23 protein-coding genes are annotated in these 16811 nt (G+C 50.2%); 17 read left to right on the forward strand and 6 right to left on the reverse strand.

The features are described 5' to 3' along the window. Window positions 1-43: 43 nt before the first annotated feature. Window positions 44-334, forward strand: coding sequence for a hypothetical protein (locus tag AC27K1_RS15330; RefSeq protein ID WP_487151693.1), 291 nt, complete (start codon window positions 44-46; stop codon window positions 332-334). Between the two features lie 199 nt (window positions 335-533). On the opposite strand, the gene AC27K1_RS15335 is transcribed toward AC27K1_RS15330, so the two are convergent. The 4 genes from AC27K1_RS15335 to AC27K1_RS15350 are packed head-to-tail and all read right to left on the reverse strand — an operon-like array spanning window position 534 to window position 2046. Beyond that, a complete protein-coding gene (locus AC27K1_RS15335; protein WP_487151694.1) occupies window positions 534-1085 on the reverse strand; it encodes a 3'-5' exonuclease in 552 nt (183 codons plus the stop codon). A 43-nt stretch (window positions 1086-1128) separates the two neighbouring features. Further along, window positions 1129-1323 carry a hypothetical protein gene (locus AC27K1_RS15340; protein ID WP_487151695.1) on the reverse strand — a complete coding sequence of 65 codons (195 nt, stop codon included), beginning with the start codon at window positions 1321-1323 and terminating at the stop codon, window positions 1129-1131. A gap of 18 nt (window positions 1324-1341) precedes the next feature. Further along, window positions 1342-1680, reverse strand: coding sequence for a hypothetical protein (locus tag AC27K1_RS15345; RefSeq protein WP_487151696.1), 339 nt, complete (start codon window positions 1678-1680; stop codon window positions 1342-1344). A gap of 42 nt (window positions 1681-1722) precedes the next feature. Continuing rightward, window positions 1723-2046 (reverse strand): hypothetical protein, encoded by a 324-nt coding sequence (locus AC27K1_RS15350; RefSeq protein ID WP_487151697.1) that lies wholly within the window; start codon window positions 2044-2046, stop codon window positions 1723-1725. 568 nt (window positions 2047-2614) lie between these two features. Between AC27K1_RS15350 and AC27K1_RS15355 the strand changes: the two genes are divergently transcribed. Genes AC27K1_RS15355 through AC27K1_RS15375 form a run of 5 tightly spaced genes read left to right on the forward strand, consistent with a single transcriptional unit; the run spans window position 2615 to window position 7368 of the window. Continuing rightward, window positions 2615-3271 (forward strand): hypothetical protein, encoded by a 657-nt coding sequence (locus AC27K1_RS15355; protein WP_487151698.1) that lies wholly within the window; start codon window positions 2615-2617, stop codon window positions 3269-3271. 60 nt (window positions 3272-3331) lie between these two features. Then, a complete protein-coding gene (locus AC27K1_RS15360; RefSeq protein ID WP_487151699.1) occupies window positions 3332-5071 on the forward strand; it encodes a hypothetical protein in 1740 nt (579 codons plus the stop codon). Beyond that, on the forward strand, window positions 5068-5298 hold the full coding sequence (locus tag AC27K1_RS15365) for a hypothetical protein (protein ID WP_487151700.1): 231 nt from the start codon (window positions 5068-5070) through the stop codon (window positions 5296-5298). Before AC27K1_RS15360 ends, AC27K1_RS15365 begins: the two co-directional genes overlap by 4 nt. Then, window positions 5295-7142 carry a hypothetical protein gene (locus AC27K1_RS15370; protein ID WP_487151701.1) on the forward strand — a complete coding sequence of 616 codons (1848 nt, stop codon included), beginning with the start codon at window positions 5295-5297 and terminating at the stop codon, window positions 7140-7142. Before AC27K1_RS15365 ends, AC27K1_RS15370 begins: the two co-directional genes overlap by 4 nt. Window positions 7143-7146: 4 nt before the next feature. Beyond that, window positions 7147-7368: a hypothetical protein gene (locus AC27K1_RS15375; RefSeq protein WP_487151702.1), complete on the forward strand. Its 222-nt coding sequence runs from the start codon at window positions 7147-7149 to the stop codon at window positions 7366-7368. A gap of 241 nt (window positions 7369-7609) precedes the next feature. On the opposite strand, the gene AC27K1_RS15380 is transcribed toward AC27K1_RS15375, so the two are convergent. Further along, complete coding sequence (locus tag AC27K1_RS15380; protein ID WP_487151703.1) at window positions 7610-7966, reverse strand: hypothetical protein; 357 nt, start codon at window positions 7964-7966, stop codon at window positions 7610-7612. Between the two features lie 108 nt (window positions 7967-8074). Between AC27K1_RS15380 and AC27K1_RS15385 the strand changes: the two genes are divergently transcribed. The 10 genes from AC27K1_RS15385 to AC27K1_RS15430 all read left to right on the forward strand — a co-directional run bounded on the left by AC27K1_RS15385 (window position 8075) and on the right by AC27K1_RS15430 (window position 15863). Beyond that, on the forward strand, window positions 8075-9163 hold the full coding sequence (locus tag AC27K1_RS15385) for a hypothetical protein (RefSeq protein ID WP_487151704.1): 1089 nt from the start codon (window positions 8075-8077) through the stop codon (window positions 9161-9163). An 11-nt stretch (window positions 9164-9174) separates the two neighbouring features. Continuing rightward, window positions 9175-10206 (forward strand): phage major capsid protein, encoded by a 1032-nt coding sequence (locus AC27K1_RS15390; protein ID WP_487151705.1) that lies wholly within the window; start codon window positions 9175-9177, stop codon window positions 10204-10206. Window positions 10207-10353: 147 nt separating this feature from the next. Then, window positions 10354-11187 (forward strand): hypothetical protein, encoded by an 834-nt coding sequence (locus tag AC27K1_RS15395; protein WP_487151706.1) that lies wholly within the window; start codon window positions 10354-10356, stop codon window positions 11185-11187. Beyond that, window positions 11184-12962 (forward strand): hypothetical protein, encoded by a 1779-nt coding sequence (locus tag AC27K1_RS15400; protein ID WP_487151707.1) that lies wholly within the window; start codon window positions 11184-11186, stop codon window positions 12960-12962. The genes AC27K1_RS15395 and AC27K1_RS15400 overlap by 4 nt, the downstream gene beginning before the upstream one ends. A 9-nt stretch (window positions 12963-12971) precedes the next feature. Further along, on the forward strand, window positions 12972-13229 hold the full coding sequence (locus AC27K1_RS15405; protein WP_487151708.1) for a hypothetical protein: 258 nt from the start codon (window positions 12972-12974) through the stop codon (window positions 13227-13229). A gap of 4 nt (window positions 13230-13233) precedes the next feature. Beyond that, window positions 13234-13488: a hypothetical protein gene (locus AC27K1_RS15410; RefSeq protein ID WP_487151709.1), complete on the forward strand. Its 255-nt coding sequence runs from the start codon at window positions 13234-13236 to the stop codon at window positions 13486-13488. Between the two features lie 3 nt (window positions 13489-13491). Beyond that, complete coding sequence (locus tag AC27K1_RS15415; RefSeq protein ID WP_487151710.1) at window positions 13492-13653, forward strand: hypothetical protein; 162 nt, start codon at window positions 13492-13494, stop codon at window positions 13651-13653. A gap of 3 nt (window positions 13654-13656) precedes the next feature. Continuing rightward, entirely contained in the window at window positions 13657-15039 is a 1383-nt protein-coding gene (locus tag AC27K1_RS15420) for a hypothetical protein (protein WP_487151711.1), read from the forward strand. Between the two features lie 3 nt (window positions 15040-15042). Then, the gene (locus tag AC27K1_RS15425) at window positions 15043-15645 is read left to right on the forward strand and encodes a phage baseplate protein (RefSeq protein WP_487151712.1); all 603 of its coding nucleotides are present in this window, start codon (window positions 15043-15045) and stop codon (window positions 15643-15645) included. Continuing rightward, window positions 15642-15863 (forward strand): hypothetical protein, encoded by a 222-nt coding sequence (locus AC27K1_RS15430; protein ID WP_487151713.1) that lies wholly within the window; start codon window positions 15642-15644, stop codon window positions 15861-15863. Before AC27K1_RS15425 ends, AC27K1_RS15430 begins: the two co-directional genes overlap by 4 nt. 18 nt (window positions 15864-15881) lie before the next feature. On the opposite strand, the gene AC27K1_RS15435 is transcribed toward AC27K1_RS15430, so the two are convergent. Further along, window positions 15882-16199 (reverse strand): Gp49 family protein, encoded by a 318-nt coding sequence (locus AC27K1_RS15435; RefSeq protein WP_487151714.1) that lies wholly within the window; start codon window positions 16197-16199, stop codon window positions 15882-15884. A 98-nt stretch (window positions 16200-16297) separates the two neighbouring features. On the opposite strand from AC27K1_RS15435, the gene AC27K1_RS15440 reads away from it, so the two are divergent. Continuing rightward, window positions 16298-16810, forward strand: coding sequence for a hypothetical protein (locus AC27K1_RS15440; RefSeq protein ID WP_487151715.1), 513 nt, complete (start codon window positions 16298-16300; stop codon window positions 16808-16810). The last annotated feature ends 1 nt before the right edge of the window (window position 16811 follow it).

The following is a 16811-nucleotide window of genomic DNA, read 5'->3' on the forward strand; positions in this document are numbered from 1 at the left end:
GAAGCGGGCCATATGGCCCGTTTTTTTATGGAGGGATATTTCTATGCGGTCAATCCTGTTATGCCTGCTGGCGCTACTGTCAGCCTGTCAGCACATGAAAGGAATGACGGCTTCCGATATTCGCGCCGCCATGGACAACTGCCAGGATAATAACCTTGATGTTCTACTCTATAAACGCCCGGATAATTCTGTGGTCACGATACGCTGCTATCCGAAATCTGAGCAGATCGGTAAGACGGTGACGCTGGTTCCCAGAATGCCAGCCAGTATGTTGAAATTTCTTTATGAAAAGCTGGATGCGCCACCGGAAGCATTAATGAAGTTTTCGAACTGATTTACATATCATCATAAGAATAATCACATTCTAAACAGGTTGTTCTATATATTGAATCACCGTTCATATAAAAGCTGATGTCAGCTTGAGAGCATGTTTCTTCATTGGGTGGAATGTTGGCATCTCTAATGCATTCCACTGTATGTTCAGTGACTTTGTCGCATGCCTCACAGAATTGTTTGGTAGTTCTCATGATTCATTAACCTTTGTTACATTGGTTGAATAGCGATTGCCAAATGGTTGATACATACGTTGCCTGATGTATTGCGTCATCTAATGCTTTATGTTTTACACCTTTGAACGGTAATTTATGTTTTGGATCAATGTCTAGAATTGATCTGCCAATTTCTACCATTGTTCTGACGTCGCGGTTATTCCAGTGTTTCCATGGTGCAGGCATCCCGCAAATATCAAAGGCACTTTTCAGAATGACATTATCGAAAGTTGCACCATTACCCCACACCTGGACGGTATCAATGATATCTAGCGGGATGAAGTTTTTAAAATCGTATAGGGCTGTTGTTAATTGTTCCCCTTCTTCAGTAAACAATGTTCTGGCATCGCTAGACTGGCGTAACCACCAGGCAACTGTAGCGGCATCCATTTCAAGGCCAGCATTTATGCTGGATTCAAGGGAGATTTTCCGGGAGAAAGTTTCACCGATCTTGCCGTTGCTGGGATCAAAGTAACATGCGCCAATTTCAACGATGGCAGCCATGTTTCCTTTTCCCATTGTTTCCAGATCAATCATTAAGTTATGCATACTTATAGTCTCATCTAAAAATGAATGATGCCTAGTTGCTTATTCCTAAAGCTGTTATTAATTCGTCAATAATGTTTTTTGCAATCGCGCTATCACACTTAAATATTTCTTTGCATGTGGCATTGCTGTCATCATTGAATAAGAAATCCACACCGTTGAGTTCATCAAGTGGTTTCATTGCACCGCACCAAGAGCATTTATAAAGTTGCTTTTGCTGTTGTTTCATAGTTTCACCGTTTTGTTATCAACTGATGCCCATGTCGTCTAACATCATTTCAGTGGTGTAATCGCCAGGTTTCTTTGCAAGTTCGCCATTCCATCCTGTCAGCATCAAGATAACTTCCCTTTCCCATGAGCCTGGCCGACGGACGCCAGTGGATAGTGAGTTACAAATGTCTGTTAAGAAGTTGGCCAGTAACGGGCTGAAATTTTTATTCTGCCTACACCAGCCGTCAGCTATATCGTTATCAGCTTCAAGGGTTTCTTCATGCCGCTTCAGGGAGTAGGCCAATGCTTCCAGTAATTTGTACGTTTCTGGATGCAGTGTTAGTTCGAGAGTAATGGGCTGTTCTTTCTGTTCCATGATCCGTTACCTAATGCAGAAGCGGGCATTAAGCCCGCTTTGTTAGTTTGCTGCCCTGTTTTGGTGGGCTGGTTCTGTTTGCAAAACATCCTCAGCCGCAAGCCATGTATCCCCGACCAGCACCCGTCTGATTACGCCAGCTTGTTTCTGGACGCCGCGAATCACACCGGCTGGGCATTCATGACCGATCATGGAAACCTGTTCATGCTCATCCGAGAAAAGTACGTTGGCCACTCTGGCCACTTGCTTGAGCAGGTTTTCCTTGTTGTCTCCGATAATTGTGTTCATTACACGGAGGTCTTTGTCGCTAACTGAAGACAGCATTTCTAGCGCGGTGATGCACTCACCAAGTACAGCCAGGTTCATGGGTAAAGCTCCTAACAAAACATTGAAGTAGGGGATTCGCAATCCCTTGATGCGGATACTAATAGCAATTGATTTGCAAGGCAAGAAAAAACGATTACAAATCCCTTTATGCAGGTGGTGTCCCCGCACCGGGGGGCATGGGGATAGGTTGTCCCCGTACCGATGATTAATTAAAGCATTGATAAATAAGGGATAAATATATATTTGTCCCCTTGTCCCCAATGCCCCCATAAATTTAACCCCTATATAAAGAGATACCATATATCAATGCCGATTATTGATTCCCAAACCACTCGCGCGTATAGGCTATTTATGAAGGGGACAAAGGGGACAGGGGGACAAAATGAACACAATAACTGGCGTAATCCCTTTATATGTTGAGTTTTCGTATGGGATTGCTTGTCTTATGGTTATTTTTCTATGGGGACAGAATGGGGTCATGATGGGGGCAGTCCAGAATTCAGGGGGGCAGAAGGTAGAAAACTGTATAACCGTCCGAATGTAGCTATGATATGTACATTGATGAGGCTGGCAGGCGCTGTCAGCCAGGTATTCAAGAGGTTTCAAAATGGCTGCGACCCACGGCGGCGCCCGGATGGGCGCCGGACGCCCGAAGGGCGGTGTCAGCCAGACGCGCCGCCTTATAACATCCGCTATAACACGCGGGCTGGCGGAAGCTGGCCGTCGGCGGTATCCCCAGTTGATCAGCAATAGCGACACGGAAGAAGCTGCGACACAGACAGCCGCCATGATTGTTTCCGATATGGTGGATGCCGGGCAGGGTAATGACGTCCTGAAATTACTTGTGACTACGGCTACCAAAGAGGCAACCGGGAACGATTCCGCCAGCACTGAAAACACCCTGGCGATGGCATTATCACGGTTGCCATCGGGTAGTTCAGTCCCGTTTCAGTCCCATGATGATGAGGCAGAAGCGGAAACCCGCGCCAGCACTGGCACAGAGGATGGGGGCGCACTTCCTGTACAATTAGAGGCGCTACCCAATGACACCAAAACAGGCACCTGGTTCAGCCCCCAACAATCGTTATTGAATGACGCCGATCCCGCCGGGCATCCTTCATCGTGCCCACCTGGCGAACCGGCAAGCGCGACAGATGCAAGCGGCGCGACCGCGCCAGCCCGGACGCCCGCCGCCGCGCCGCCCCCCTGCCCCCCCCCCTCCCCATCACCCCCATACTTATCAGATGGGCGCGGAAAATTTTGAAAAAATCCGATAGCCATGAACGTCCCCCAATTGGCAGTAGTACCCAATATCTGCCGACAAATGACACAAGATGAATCACTGGCCTGGTACTGGAAGGAAGGCGCAGGTGCATTGTTGTGTGGTTATAGTGAAACGGACCGGCCACTGGTGCATATGGGCTGGATGCTGGTTCGTTGGCGGTTGGATATCGTTTGTTTTGCCGTCGAAGCATTGCGGACAAAACTCACCCCCTATCAGGCCGCCATCCTGCTGGATATGTCAGATGCCCCCATAGAGTTGTATCAATTCTATGGTCAGGATGCGGACAAACCTAAACGACAATGTTTAATTCCATCCGGTCACGGATTAGGGAAAACCCGTTTGCTGGCTGTTGCCATCCTATGGATGTTAATCACGCGGATGTACAGTTTCACACTTTGCACTGGTCCCAGCGCCGCCCAGCTTACCGGACGACTATGGTCAGAGGTCAGGAAATTATATCGACGCTTGAAAACCTACTGGCCGGATATTGCCAGGGATTGGGAAATACAGGGAGAGAAGATTACCCACGTCAACCCGGATTATGGTGACTGGACCGCTGTTGCCAGGACCGCCCGCCCTGAAAAACCGGAAGCCCTGCAAGGCGCCCATGCACTGGATGAAGACGACGCAGATGGTCAACTGGCCGCCATATTCGGGGATGAGTTCATCCCCCAGGCAACCGGCGGCATATTGGTCATCATTGAGGAAGCAAGCGGGGTAGATGACAGCATACGCCAGACGCTTGAAGGCGCATTATCGGAAGAAGGCGCCAGACTGCTGGCCCCCGGAAACCCGACCCGCCCGGATGGCTGGTTTGCCAATGACCTGGAAAAAACCAACCGTTACGCAGTCCACAAACTGGACTGCCGGGATTCCGACCGAAGCCGCACCTATTCACTACCCTGGCGCGATACCGCCGGGAATATTCATCACCTGACCATAAACGGCTTTGTATCACCTACCTACTGGAACAATATTCTTGAGGAATGCGACGGGGATGAAGACGCAGATTATTTCCGAGTACGGGTAAAAGGAGAGGCGCCCAGAAGCGCCTTTGAAGCCTGCATTAAAACCCACTGGATAGAAGCGGCCCAGAACCGACAGTCAGACAACGACAGCCAATATCAACCCGTTGTCATAAGTCTTGATTTCGGTCTGACATCGGACAAGCATGGATTGGCCGTAATCCAGGGGTTCAACATGCTGGACGGACAGGAATGGTTATGCAAGCAAGACCCGGAACAGATCACCCTTGAAGCCGCACACAAAGGCATTGACGCCCAGAACCTGTTTAACGCCCGCTACATCATAGGCGACAGTAACGGAGTAGGGCGCGGTGCTATGGAATACCTGACCAGCTATTACCGACAGAACAATCCGTCAGTCAAGGTTATCCATTTCAATGCCGGTGCTGGCGCAATGGATCGCAAGCGATATTACCGCCGCCGGGATGAAATGTGGCACAAGTACGGACGGGAATGGCTCGCTAATCCGCGATGCAGTTTGTTGAACGTTCCCGGACTAAAGACCCAGCTGACAGCCCCCGGCTATCACGAAGACACCAGCAACCGGATATTCGTTGAATCCAAGAAAGATTTGAAAAAGAGGGGCATACCGTCCACCAACCTGGCCGATGCTTTGCTGCAAGCCCTGATGGTGCATATCCCGTCTGAACCCGTAGAGAAACAACCGAAAGAAACCAGCACACTGCCCGCTATTTTCGCCAAACACTTTAAACGACTGCGCCGCTACAGGGAAAACCGGAGTTACATTCAATGACCAACTACCATATGACCAGTTTTGAAACGACCGATGGTATCAACGTCAGCTATTGCTATACACGGCAAGCTGTTACGGATATGAAAAAAAACAAAATGCCGGATGAAGATCACCTGTTTGTCAGAAGTGCGAAAACCAATAGCAGCTTACAGCTGGAAGAAAACGACTTTGAGGTAGAAGCCATTGAAGATTTCAAATCCAAGATCAAAGAAGGGGTTTTGAAATGAAAATCACTGATGATACCTGGCGTAAACGCATCCAGAGCGCCCGCGCCCGGCGGGAACCTTTTGAATCCGTATGGCGCGAATATGCCCGGCTGCATTCGGAAAGCGAGACGGCGATCATGGTCAACAAAGGTGATACCCCGATAGAACTTCCGTCCGGCGATATCGTCAAACTGGGACTGGTTTTCCGCAATATTGAACAGACCATGGGCTACCTGGAAATGGACGATATCGGCATCACTGCCCGCGCCACCAGTTACACCCGACCACTGGATAACATAGACACCAATAACGAAGCAGTAGTTGAACAGGCGATATATGACAGCATGACAAACAGCGGGTTGACCGGCGGCCCGGAAAAAATTGACCGCATGAAGCTGGACGCCCTGCTAACCGGCCATGCCATTAATTTCAGTTGGTGGAAAGTGGTAGAAGAAGATGTCGAAACGGATTTCATCCCGGAACTGAAGGAAACCGATACCGGCACATTGGAACCGATCCTGGACAAAAACGGGGAACCGAAAGGCAAAACCATTTATGAAACCCTGCCTGTATGGGAAGGTATTTCCGATGAGCGAATCAGCCCACTGGATTTTCTGGTATCCAGTACCGCCAGCAGTATGGATGAATCCCATTGGCTTGGCTTTGAACGCATTGTCAGGCTCAAGGAGCTAAGGCAAGACCCGCGTTATGAGGATCGTTTACCGAAAAACCTGAAAGGCGGTACGTTTGTCGTCAAGACCCTGAATGGTGAACGCGGCCCCGGCGGTACAGATTTTTATATGGAAAAATCCATCCGGGTAATTACCGTCTGGGATCGTGCCAACCGTGAACTTCTGACGTTCATTGAAACTGATGATCACCAGGGCAAAAGCAATACTGAAGACAGCGCCGCATTCACCCGCATTAGCCAGGCGCCATTCCCTGTACGTTTTGATAATCCGGCAGACAGCCCCTTTGCTTTTTTCATACCGATCCCGGCGGCAGACCATCCTTTTGGTATCAGCCAGGTTGAACATATCCGCAATCCTGCACTGGAGTCAGATATTTTAAGAACCCGATTTGCTAACCAGACCGGCAAACAAAAACGTTTTCTGGCATACGATAAAAACAAGGTTGATCCTGATAGTGTGGACCAGGCATTGACCAGCAAAAACACGCTGGAAGCCATCGGGCTGGATGTGCAAGACGGCATGGACCTGTCACGATTATTCAAGGATATGCAAACCGGCAATCTGCCCGATACTATCCTGACGGCGGCGGCACAGGCTGAGGATACTGTCAGAAAAAACAGCGGTGTAGCGGAAACGCCTTTTGGCGGCACAGAAACCGCCACCGAATCCGAAAACCAGATGATGATAGGCCAGGCCCGCGTCAACCGGAAACGTAACAAGCTGTTTTCGTTCCTTCAAACCATTGCCCAGAATCACCTGGCGTTTTTACGCACTTTTGCCCCGTCCGGCTCACAAATACGCATTACCCTGGCCGATGGCGCCGACGCTGTTTTCAACTATGGCCGCGAAGCCTTCCAGGGAACCTTTAACCTGAAAGTGGAGCCGGGCGGCGGACCATCCGCAATCAGCCCGGTACGTCAGAAAATGCTGATAGAAGCCATATCCATTGTTGGCCAGAACATGGGACCGAAGGCCAGCCTTATGCTTTATCGTGAAGTATTGACCCAGCTGGATATCCGCAACGTCAACGGTATTCTACAGGCGGCGCGGGAACATTTACTCGGCGGTCCGCAACCCGGCCCCGGCGCCCCCGGACAGTTGCCAGGCATACCGGAACCCGGCGGCATTACGGATATGCAGCAATTGAGCAACGCCACCAACGTCATGCAGTAGGGACATGGTTATCAACCTGAAAGAACACGCCACGTTGATCCTGTTCTTGCTGCAATTCATCGTATTAACGCCATTGGCTTTCTACGTTTCCAGTTTTCTGCATGACTACCGGGAATTCAAGAAATATACACAAAGACGGCTTGAGCAATGCGCTACCTATGAGCAGTTGAACAGCCGCATAGAACCAATCTGGCAATTACTGATCGAGAAAGAGAAAAGTGACTGACAACAGCATGAAGACGACAGAACAAACCAGGGCGGAAATGCTGAGTGCCATTCAGCATCTTGAACGTCAAACGCGGTATATATGTGTCCAGTTAAGTCGTGATCCCGTTTTCAACCCCCGTTGTGTCGCTATCGGACGAACCAATTTACAACAGGGGCTGTTATGGCTGAAGGAATCCTTGTTTGCGAATGATGACCCGTTTGATCATACGCCACCATCCTAATTGCATAGGATACCTGTTTCAGTACATTGCCCCTGTACAGCGCCCATTAATCATTTGTCCATAGCAGGTTTTATGGCGTCCTGATTTTGGAATGATTGTGCCATGACAAACACCATTGATCACAGAACCTACACATTCGTCAGCGGTGTAAACCTTGCCGGATTTATCCCCTTGTAACGTCACAGGCCGGGATTTTCGGCTGCTGTTCATTTCCTGCTGAATACGCTGCTGGATGCATTGTTCAGCTTCAACACCCGAATAGGCAGCCTCACAGGCAGAGCGAATCATTGTCAGGTGTTTTTCGGCAGCCCATTGACCCATGGAATGGCATCCATAAACCGGACTGATAGCAACAGCCAGAATAAGCCAGCGCATAACAACTACCCCGAACTACGCATAACATCCGCGCACTTTACAGCCAGAATCACTTGTATACAAAGTCAACGCCTTGACTTACAGCAAAACCCCCATACATTTGGTGACATGAAATCTACAAATGATCTAAACTCCGAAAGTGTGGATTCTCTGGATTCCACGGCTACGCAGAACGACAGGGAAACGAAGACTTCCGCCCCGAATGATTCTCAGAACCCCGATCAATCAGGAGCGGAACCTTCCGAATCCGTCAGTCTGGCCGAACTGGTCAGCGCCGCCATGGACAAGGCGACTGGTAGCAATGACAGCTCACAAGGGGATGCTGAATCACCGGAAGGGCAAGCGCCCGCCGATCAGGGCGGGGACAGCACCCAACAGGCGGACAGCGACAGTAACGGCGGGGCAAGCGGCAACAGTGACAGCACCCTGAATGTCGATACACCTCCAGAGAACTGGCCGGAAGAACGGCGCGGCGACTTTGACAAGCTGCCCACCGAAGGACGCAAGCTGCTGCTGAATATCTATGGCGATATGGAGCGCGGTTTGCACGACAGTTTTCAAAAACTGGCAACTCAGCGTAAGGAGCTGGAAAACCGTTTTGGTTTAAGCGTTGACGACATGCAGACCCTGGCCAACCGAGTCAGGGAATTCCGGGACGATCCCGCCAGGGTGCTGGCGGAACTGGCGGATGAAGCTGGCATAGATATTTTTTTCAACAGGCCGGATGACGCCATCCCGGAGTTTGACACCCAGGAAGACATGCTGAAATGGCTGCGGGAAGACACCCAGCGACAGGCCCGGCAAACCGCCATGGACCAATTCAAGGCCCAGCGCGAGGAGCAGGGCAGGGCGGACACCCGCCGCAAGCTGGAACAGGAGTTTACCCAGTGTCATGAACAGCATCCCGATATGGTCAATCATCGGGAAGCCATCATCGAAAACATAGCCGCCTATAACCTGCCCGTTGAACAGGCGTATAAGCTGGCTACCTGGGAAGGCATGACGAAGCTGGTCAGCGACGCGCAACAGCTGAAGCAGGAACGGGACAAGGCTCAAGCCGAACTGGAGCGTTACCGCAAAACCCTGACCATGCCGCCGGGCAAAAGCGAAGGTTACACCGGCAAGTCTAACGGCCAGGGCGGTGATATGTTTGAAAACGCCTGGAACCGCGCCCAGCTGAAACGCCAGTCACAGTAATGGTGTAAACAATGGCAACCGTTGACGGGCATCCACGCCGCCATGACCTGCCGCTATTCGGCGGCACCCAGGATACCGAGGATATGTTCCTCGCCACAATGTCAGAACTGGATAAAGACATTGTGAACCAGCTGAAAGTTGATCACCCGTTATGGGAATACCTGCAAACCAATAACCTGATTAAATACCAGAGTGATATTTCCACGGATATCACCATCCCGCTACTGGACAAGCCCAACGCCACGGTCAAAGATTTCACCGGCTACGATGACGCCAACCTGACCCCTACGGACGCCACCAGTGAAGCCCGTTACCTATGGGGCCATATCGCTGGCACCCAGATGTACAACCGGGAAGAAATGGTAAAGAACTCGGGTAAAAGCCGTCTGCTGGACCTGATTGAAATCAAGACATTGCAGCTAAAGGAAAGTGTCAACAACCACTTTTCAGAAAAGCTGATGGGCGACCAGGACAGTGACGGACGATCCATCATGGGTATCAAACGGATTCTGACCGTTGATGTCGCATGTGGCGGAATTGATCCGACGAAAACCGGATTCACCTATTGGAATCCGCAAGTCGCCCTGAAGGATGAGGACGCAGAAACCAAATATTCACTGGCGGAAACGAATGATCTACGCGCCGGATTGCGTAAACTCCGCCGACTCTGCACCAAGAACAAAATGTCACCGGATGTTTTCTTTATGGGCGAGGATGTATGGGACGCCCATTGCCACTTTGTCGAAGGCAAAAGCCAGGTGCAGCTGACACCAGAGCAGGCCCAGAAGTTTGGCGGCTTTGAAATGCTGATAGATAACGGAAAAGTGTATATCTATGACGAGGAACTACCGGCAAAAACTGCCTGGGCATTGAACTTCAAGAATGGCGCGGTGCAGCTGCGGATTCACAAGGATACCAATTTCGCGTTCCAACCCTGGGAGAATACCAGCGGAAAAATTCAGACCAAGCACCGGCATTGTCTGTTATATGCAGCCACCGTCTGCCGGAAACGGAACCTGAATGGTTCTATTGAATTTTCGTAGTGTTTTTAGTCACTTTACGCTACGAAATTGGCCGTTATTTATCGGGTAAGTGAAGCACTGTTTCTACCCCGTAGTGCGGAGCGATTCAACGGCAGGCGCTACTACCCCCCCATGTAGCACCGTTTTTTCATAACAGGAACCGGCGGCATGATCGAACCCGACTACCCCAAGCCAGACCCGGACCGCCCGAAACGGATAGTGACAGACGTCATTAGTCTCCTGAAGCTCAACGACAACGAGCGCAACCGCACCATGGCCGCCGCCTGGCTCAAGCATGTACTGGTAAAGGCCCGCCAGACCAGCAAGTTGCCATGGTGGTTTCAGCGCCGACTGTTCTGCTGTCTGGCGTATCCGGGCCAGGATGTATTCGATTTACAGGGGGATAAACTGGAAGCCATCCTTGCCGTTTATTGCCCCATGAAGTTAAATCAGAAACCTGCCAGTTATATCATTGAACACCGGGCAGCCTCCGCCATGGATAACCTGGCCAATTGCGGCGAACCCGCCTGTTATGCCCAGCATGGAGGACGTTTGCATTTGTGGCCAGCGCCGGAAAAACCTTATCCTTGTCAGATAACCTATACCGCGCCAATTACGCCGGAATGCATCCCGTCCAGTTGGGAAACCATAGTGATAGACGGCATCATTGGCATGTATGGCCGACATTTTGATTCCAGTGGTCTGCTGGAAGACGCCGCCGCTTTTGTTGAGCGTTTCTATTCGGCATTGAAACAGGATCGTGATTGTAACAACCTGGATGTCATCAAGTGCGATAAAGATCCCGCATTGCCCGCCATGGCAGGTGACAGTATTTCCAGCGCCTGGCTACAGATAAACTCAAGCGCCTACGAATCGGAAATTATCCGCCCCGCTTACATAGATGAACCCGGCGCCATGCAAATCCGACCGGACAGGGATAATACCCACCTGGCGCAACACGGTACGCCATTCGCCCAGATTCCGGGGGAACGTCAGCCATGACAGATAAAAGCACTTTCCCCATAGACAAGGATGAAATGCTGGCTGCATTTGCCGATGGCCGGATACCCAGCGCCTATTACTGGCAATCACTGATCAATGGCATGTACAACACCGCCACGGATGTAGCGGACCTTGAACAGAAACACCAGGAAGTCATCCAGTATTACAACTACATACTGGAGATAAACGATACAATCACGGCCAACTATAACCAGGTCGAAATCTGGCATGGTGAAGTGGATGCCTGGCAACAAACAGTCAGCCAGAACACCGCCATTACCGAGGCCAACAAAAACGCCTCTGAAACCCTGAAAGCGGATACGGAAGCTGCCGCCGCCAGTGCCGCACAATCGGAACGCAATGCCGGACAACAGGCAACAACAGCCACGTCAGAAGCAACCAAGGCAACCAAGGCAAAAACCGATGCTGAAACTGCCGCCGCCAACGCCGCCGCCAGCCAGCGGGCATCGGCTGAATCGGCGGGGCAGTCATCGGCATCCGCCAAGACTGCCTCTACCGCATCCATCACAGCAAATCAGGCAAAGGATAGTGCCGAAACTGCCGCCGCAGACGCGCAAGCCAGTAAAATCAACGCCCAATCATCTGCCAGCGCAGCAAGCTCCAGCAAGGATGCAGCCAAAAATTCCGAAACCCGAGCCAGCAACGAAGCAGACCGTAGCAAGCTGGAAGCGGATCGTAGTCATGATGAAGCCGATCGTGCTGAACATGCAGCCAATAGTATTACGGATATACCTGATCAAACCGGCCACAAGGGACAGTTCCTGGCAACCGACGGCACCACAGCTGACTGGCAACCGATCCCGGAAGAATTGCCGTCACAGGCTGGTAATGCTGGCAAGGTATTATTCACCGATGGCGAGAATACCGGATGGCATGGGGTCAGTAATCCGAACCTGTTGATTAACGGGGATTTTAGTGTCTGGCAGCGTGGTATTACACGTTCAGATAATTCAGGTGATCATTATCTGGCGGACCGATGGAAAACATGGATGTCTGGCACCATGCAGACAGTTAGCCAGCAATCCTCTACAAATAATACACCTACAAGCTCAAACTATTATTTTCATGTTTCTGGAGGGGCTTCGGATTCAGTTATAGGTATATGCCAGCTCATAGAAAACGGTATAAAACGGCTTGCAGGCAGAACGCTTACTGTTAGTTTCAATATCTCGAATGGCGGATTTGGAATGGATTGTAGTTTGCGTGGAGGTTTTGGAGGAGAAAATTACTCTGTACTTTACGCCATTACACATATTCCGGGGAGAGAAAATTGGTTTCGACACTCGGTTACTTTCACTGCGCCTAATGCAAACTCAATACCTGATTCAAAAATTGGGATTTATCTTGTTATCGCTAATGGCGCAAACCCTTTTTCACTTTCAGATGTAAAACTAGAATATGGGTCTATCGCCACTCCTTTCATTTCTGATGATTCCGCGACGAACCTGTTGAAGTGTAATCGATATTATTACAGCAGGGAAATTAAAAATTATAGTTTAGCTATATGGGCAAATGGTACTGCATTTACAACTATACCCCATATCGTTACGATGCGAACCATCCCTTCTATCATGGCACTTAGCGGTGGGGATAATTGTTATGTTTTTCCTAATATTGGTACGTCATATACCAAAGGAATTACTTCGTATTCTTCTACCGATGAAAATTCATTTATGGTTAATACCGATACACATTCTGGCAAGTTAATTAATTTGAGCATATACGGTGTGTATGCTTTTGATGCCGAACTTTAAGGGGAAATTATGTACCAATTAACCGAGTCTGGCGTCCGGAGAATAGAAGACAACACTTTCATCCCTGAATGCGAAGACAATCGCGATTGGCAGGAATACCAACAATGGCTATCTGAAGGCAATACGCCACTACCCATGGACAATCCAGATAATTATTTAACCCTTGTTGTTAACAATGGCATTGCCCGCAAGCAACGCGAATTAAACCGGCTTGCAGATACTGATCCACAAGCCGCACTGAAACAACTGATAGCACAGACAGGCTGAACCAATGGCACGATATATCTATGACGCAAGCACGCCCATAGGCCAGATTCTGGCGGAAGGCATCAACAGCTGCAACGAAGCGGTTTACAAAATGGAACGCGCATCCAGGGCAGTGACTGAGATGGGCGACAATGCCCAGACCGAAATGGGCATAGTGCCAGAGGAATACGCCAATTTCCGCAATCGCCTGAATGACTTGAACAAGGCATTGCAGGGTGAACCGTTTACAACCCAGCTGCCACGATTTGACCAGGGCTGAACCATGCCAAAAGCACTTGATGAACTGGTCAGTAAACTGAAGTCACAGGGTTATGACAATGATTCCGCCTGGGCTATCGCCACAGCCCAACTGAAAAAGTCGGGCAAGCTGAAATCATCGTCATCCGGGAAAAAAGGCAACCCGGCCAGGAAAAAATCCCGTTGACCTATGTTTACCCTGACCTATACACCGGATGCCTTCAGGGAAAGCCTGAATTTCATCCCTGTCACCAATGACCGGCTGGAAACCCGTCCCGGCGCCATGCAGCTATTGGACGGCAATATCAACCGCGCCATAGGCTGGAATAACGCCGTTGTATTCCAGCGTTACGGACAGCTGACCATCTGGCATGTTCTGGAAAACGAATTTACCAATGTTGAACCCAGCACCCAGCTAAACGGGACGGTTTACCAGGCACTGACCGGCTATGGTGATCGCCAGGAACGCATGTACGTCGCCAGTGGCAAGGATGTTTTTTATATCTGGCGCAAGCCGACCGAGGAAGGGGAAACCCAATTGTATGAGGCGGTTTATTTTGAAAATGAAATTCTGAATGAGTCGGAAGAACCTTTTTCCTTGCCCCGCGCCCGCCAGGTTGTCACCTGGCGTTCCCGTTTATGGGCATCGGACGGCAGCCATATTATTTACCATACCGAGAACGACAAGCCCCATGCCTGGGACCCAATCAACGCCATGCAATTCCAGTCCGGCAAATTATCAGACGTTACCGCGCTATGCCCCCACGGCAATCAGCTGATAGTGGCGACACCGGGCAGTTTATGGACTGTTACCGGCACATCGAAATATAACTGGCAGCTACAACAGATTGTCACCGGCCATGGCGCAGTATCCGCCCAGGCATTGGCCAGCGACGGGAGCCGCCTGTTCTACCTGGATCGTTATGGTTTGTTTGAATTGGGCAACCCGAAACCCCTGTCAGCCCCCATTGAGAATATTTTTTATACCCCGGACAGCGGCGCCGAAATCCTGCTGGACCCTGGCGGCGAACTGCTATACCTGCTGATTGATAAACGATTGTTTGTCTATAACACCACAGTCAAAGACTGGGGCGAAATCGACGCCCGTCCGAAAGGGCTGGTGATTGTGGGCAATCGTGCAGGATGGTATGGCGAGAATGGTTTATGGCTGATGACTACCCGTTACGCCCCGGATACTGACCTGAAGGGAAACCGTACCAGAGTAACCGGTAAGCTACGCACCTGGCCAAGCCAGCCTAATCCCTTTGGTATGGCCAGCCTGAACCGGGTTTTCATGAGTCTGGAAGGCATGGAAAACAATACCATCGACTTCAGTGTGTATGCCGATGAGAACAGCCCTGCCGGTATATCGGACCAGTACCCGACATGGCGCACCGAACCGCGCAAGCTGCAAGTCGGCCCGGATACGTTGATTTATGAAAAATCAGAACGTGTAGCCGTTGAGGCGCCGGTCAATTTGTCAGATTACCAGTTTGAACAGGAAATCAGGACGGAAGGCTACCTGAAAATTCATACTGTCAAACCGGATTACTACTTTACCGAGAGGACATAGAACATGGCTGGTATTGTCCTGGACCCCGTAAACAGCGTAGAGGATATAGAACGCAATCTGAAACGGCTGAATGAGGCCATTGTCGCCATGCAAGGCGGCAGTATCGCCATGGAAAATATTGTGGGCTATGAAAATCTGGCAACCAAAGATGACCTGTCCGACGAAGTAAAAAGCCTGCAAGAGCGCCATGATTACCAGATAGGAGACTTATATTTATCGCTGGACAAGGAAAATCCGAAAGAAAAACTCGGTTATGGCGAATGGGAACTGGTAGCCAATGGTAAAACGCTGGTTGGTGTAGATACTAAATTCTTATCGGATGGCGCGATTGACCCCGATTATGAGGCTGATGAAGATTTTAAAGCCCCTGAAAAAAGTGGCGGCGCTAAAGAAGTTACATTGACCATTGAACAAATACCACCCCATTCCCATGAATGGGAAACGTATGCATATCGCCCCGATGGTAGTGGTGGATGGCAGGCATATTCACCAACAGCACAAGCCGGAAATATAACTGGAAATGCTACAAAAGAAACAGGCGGTGGAAAACCATTCAACAATATGCCCCCATACTACTGCACTTACATCTGGAGACGCACCGCATGAGCGAACAACTGCCGGAATTTTCCACTCGCCGGATAGATATCAGCATCCGCGCCAATACTCCGTTCATCATCGAACATGCCCTGAACCGGCTGGCCAATGGCTGGCTGATTGTGGATACTGACGCCCCGGTGACAGTCTGGCGTAGCGGCGAGAATACGACAGACCTGCTGGAACTCACCGCTGACAGTGACGCCAATATCGGGATAGTGATTTTGTAACCTGTACGTTTTAAGTGCCTATACAGGCATCGAATACATGCCCTCACTAATACGTTGTTTCAACAGATAACCTTCCAGCATCCAAATTTTCTCGCGGGCATTTTCTCTAGAGATTTTGCGCCCAAGTTCTTCATCGAAATTTTCAGGGCTGGCGCAAGCACTGTAGCCAATGGTAGTAAAACCGTTTTTAAGCGTCAGACAACACACTGTCAGGCAGGAGTCATCAAATACATGGTATTGCGCTTTGACAATAACATCATCAATCATGGCTGGCGAAAGACGCGGAGCCGTTAGCCCCTTTTCCTGTATTTCTTGTTCAATGGCTTGTTCATTCATTATCTGTACCTTGATTCGTCGATTTCTGCAAAAAGCACCGTATAAACTAGACTAAACATCGCAAAAAAAGGATACCATATCACCAGAGAGCGTTGTCTATGGCCACCCAGACTGCACAAGTCAAACCGGAACCCGAACCGGATTTTGCACCGGACCCGTCTGAATCCGTCCCAAAAAGTCCTGAATCTGAAAAGCAACCCCCCCGCATAGCAGACTTGACCGGCATAACCCCCATTTGCTGGCCGGGCAACGCCCCGGTATCCATCGCCACGCAATACTGCAACGTCCACAAACTGAACCTGGAGCCGGGCCAGTCCGGTTTGTTTTTGGCCACGCCCGATGGATTTGTGTTTGAACGTATTGATGTTCATGCGGTCCGCGCCGTCGAACATCCGCTGGAGATTCAGTTGCATCTTGGAGATGACACGGAACTCGGCACATTTTCCCTCAAGGGTGAAAAATCGGTCTGCAAGACGATCAGCAAGCTGAAGCCAGGCAGCCTGTTAAGCAAGATGAATATCTTTATCCGCAACCTGGGCAAGAAAAAACCGGAAGGCGGCGGACGCCTTGCCATTACCTTTCACGGCTACCTGATAGAACCCTGGCGTTAAT

The sequence above is a fragment of the Kistimonas ophiarachnellae genome, assembly GCF_057552235.1.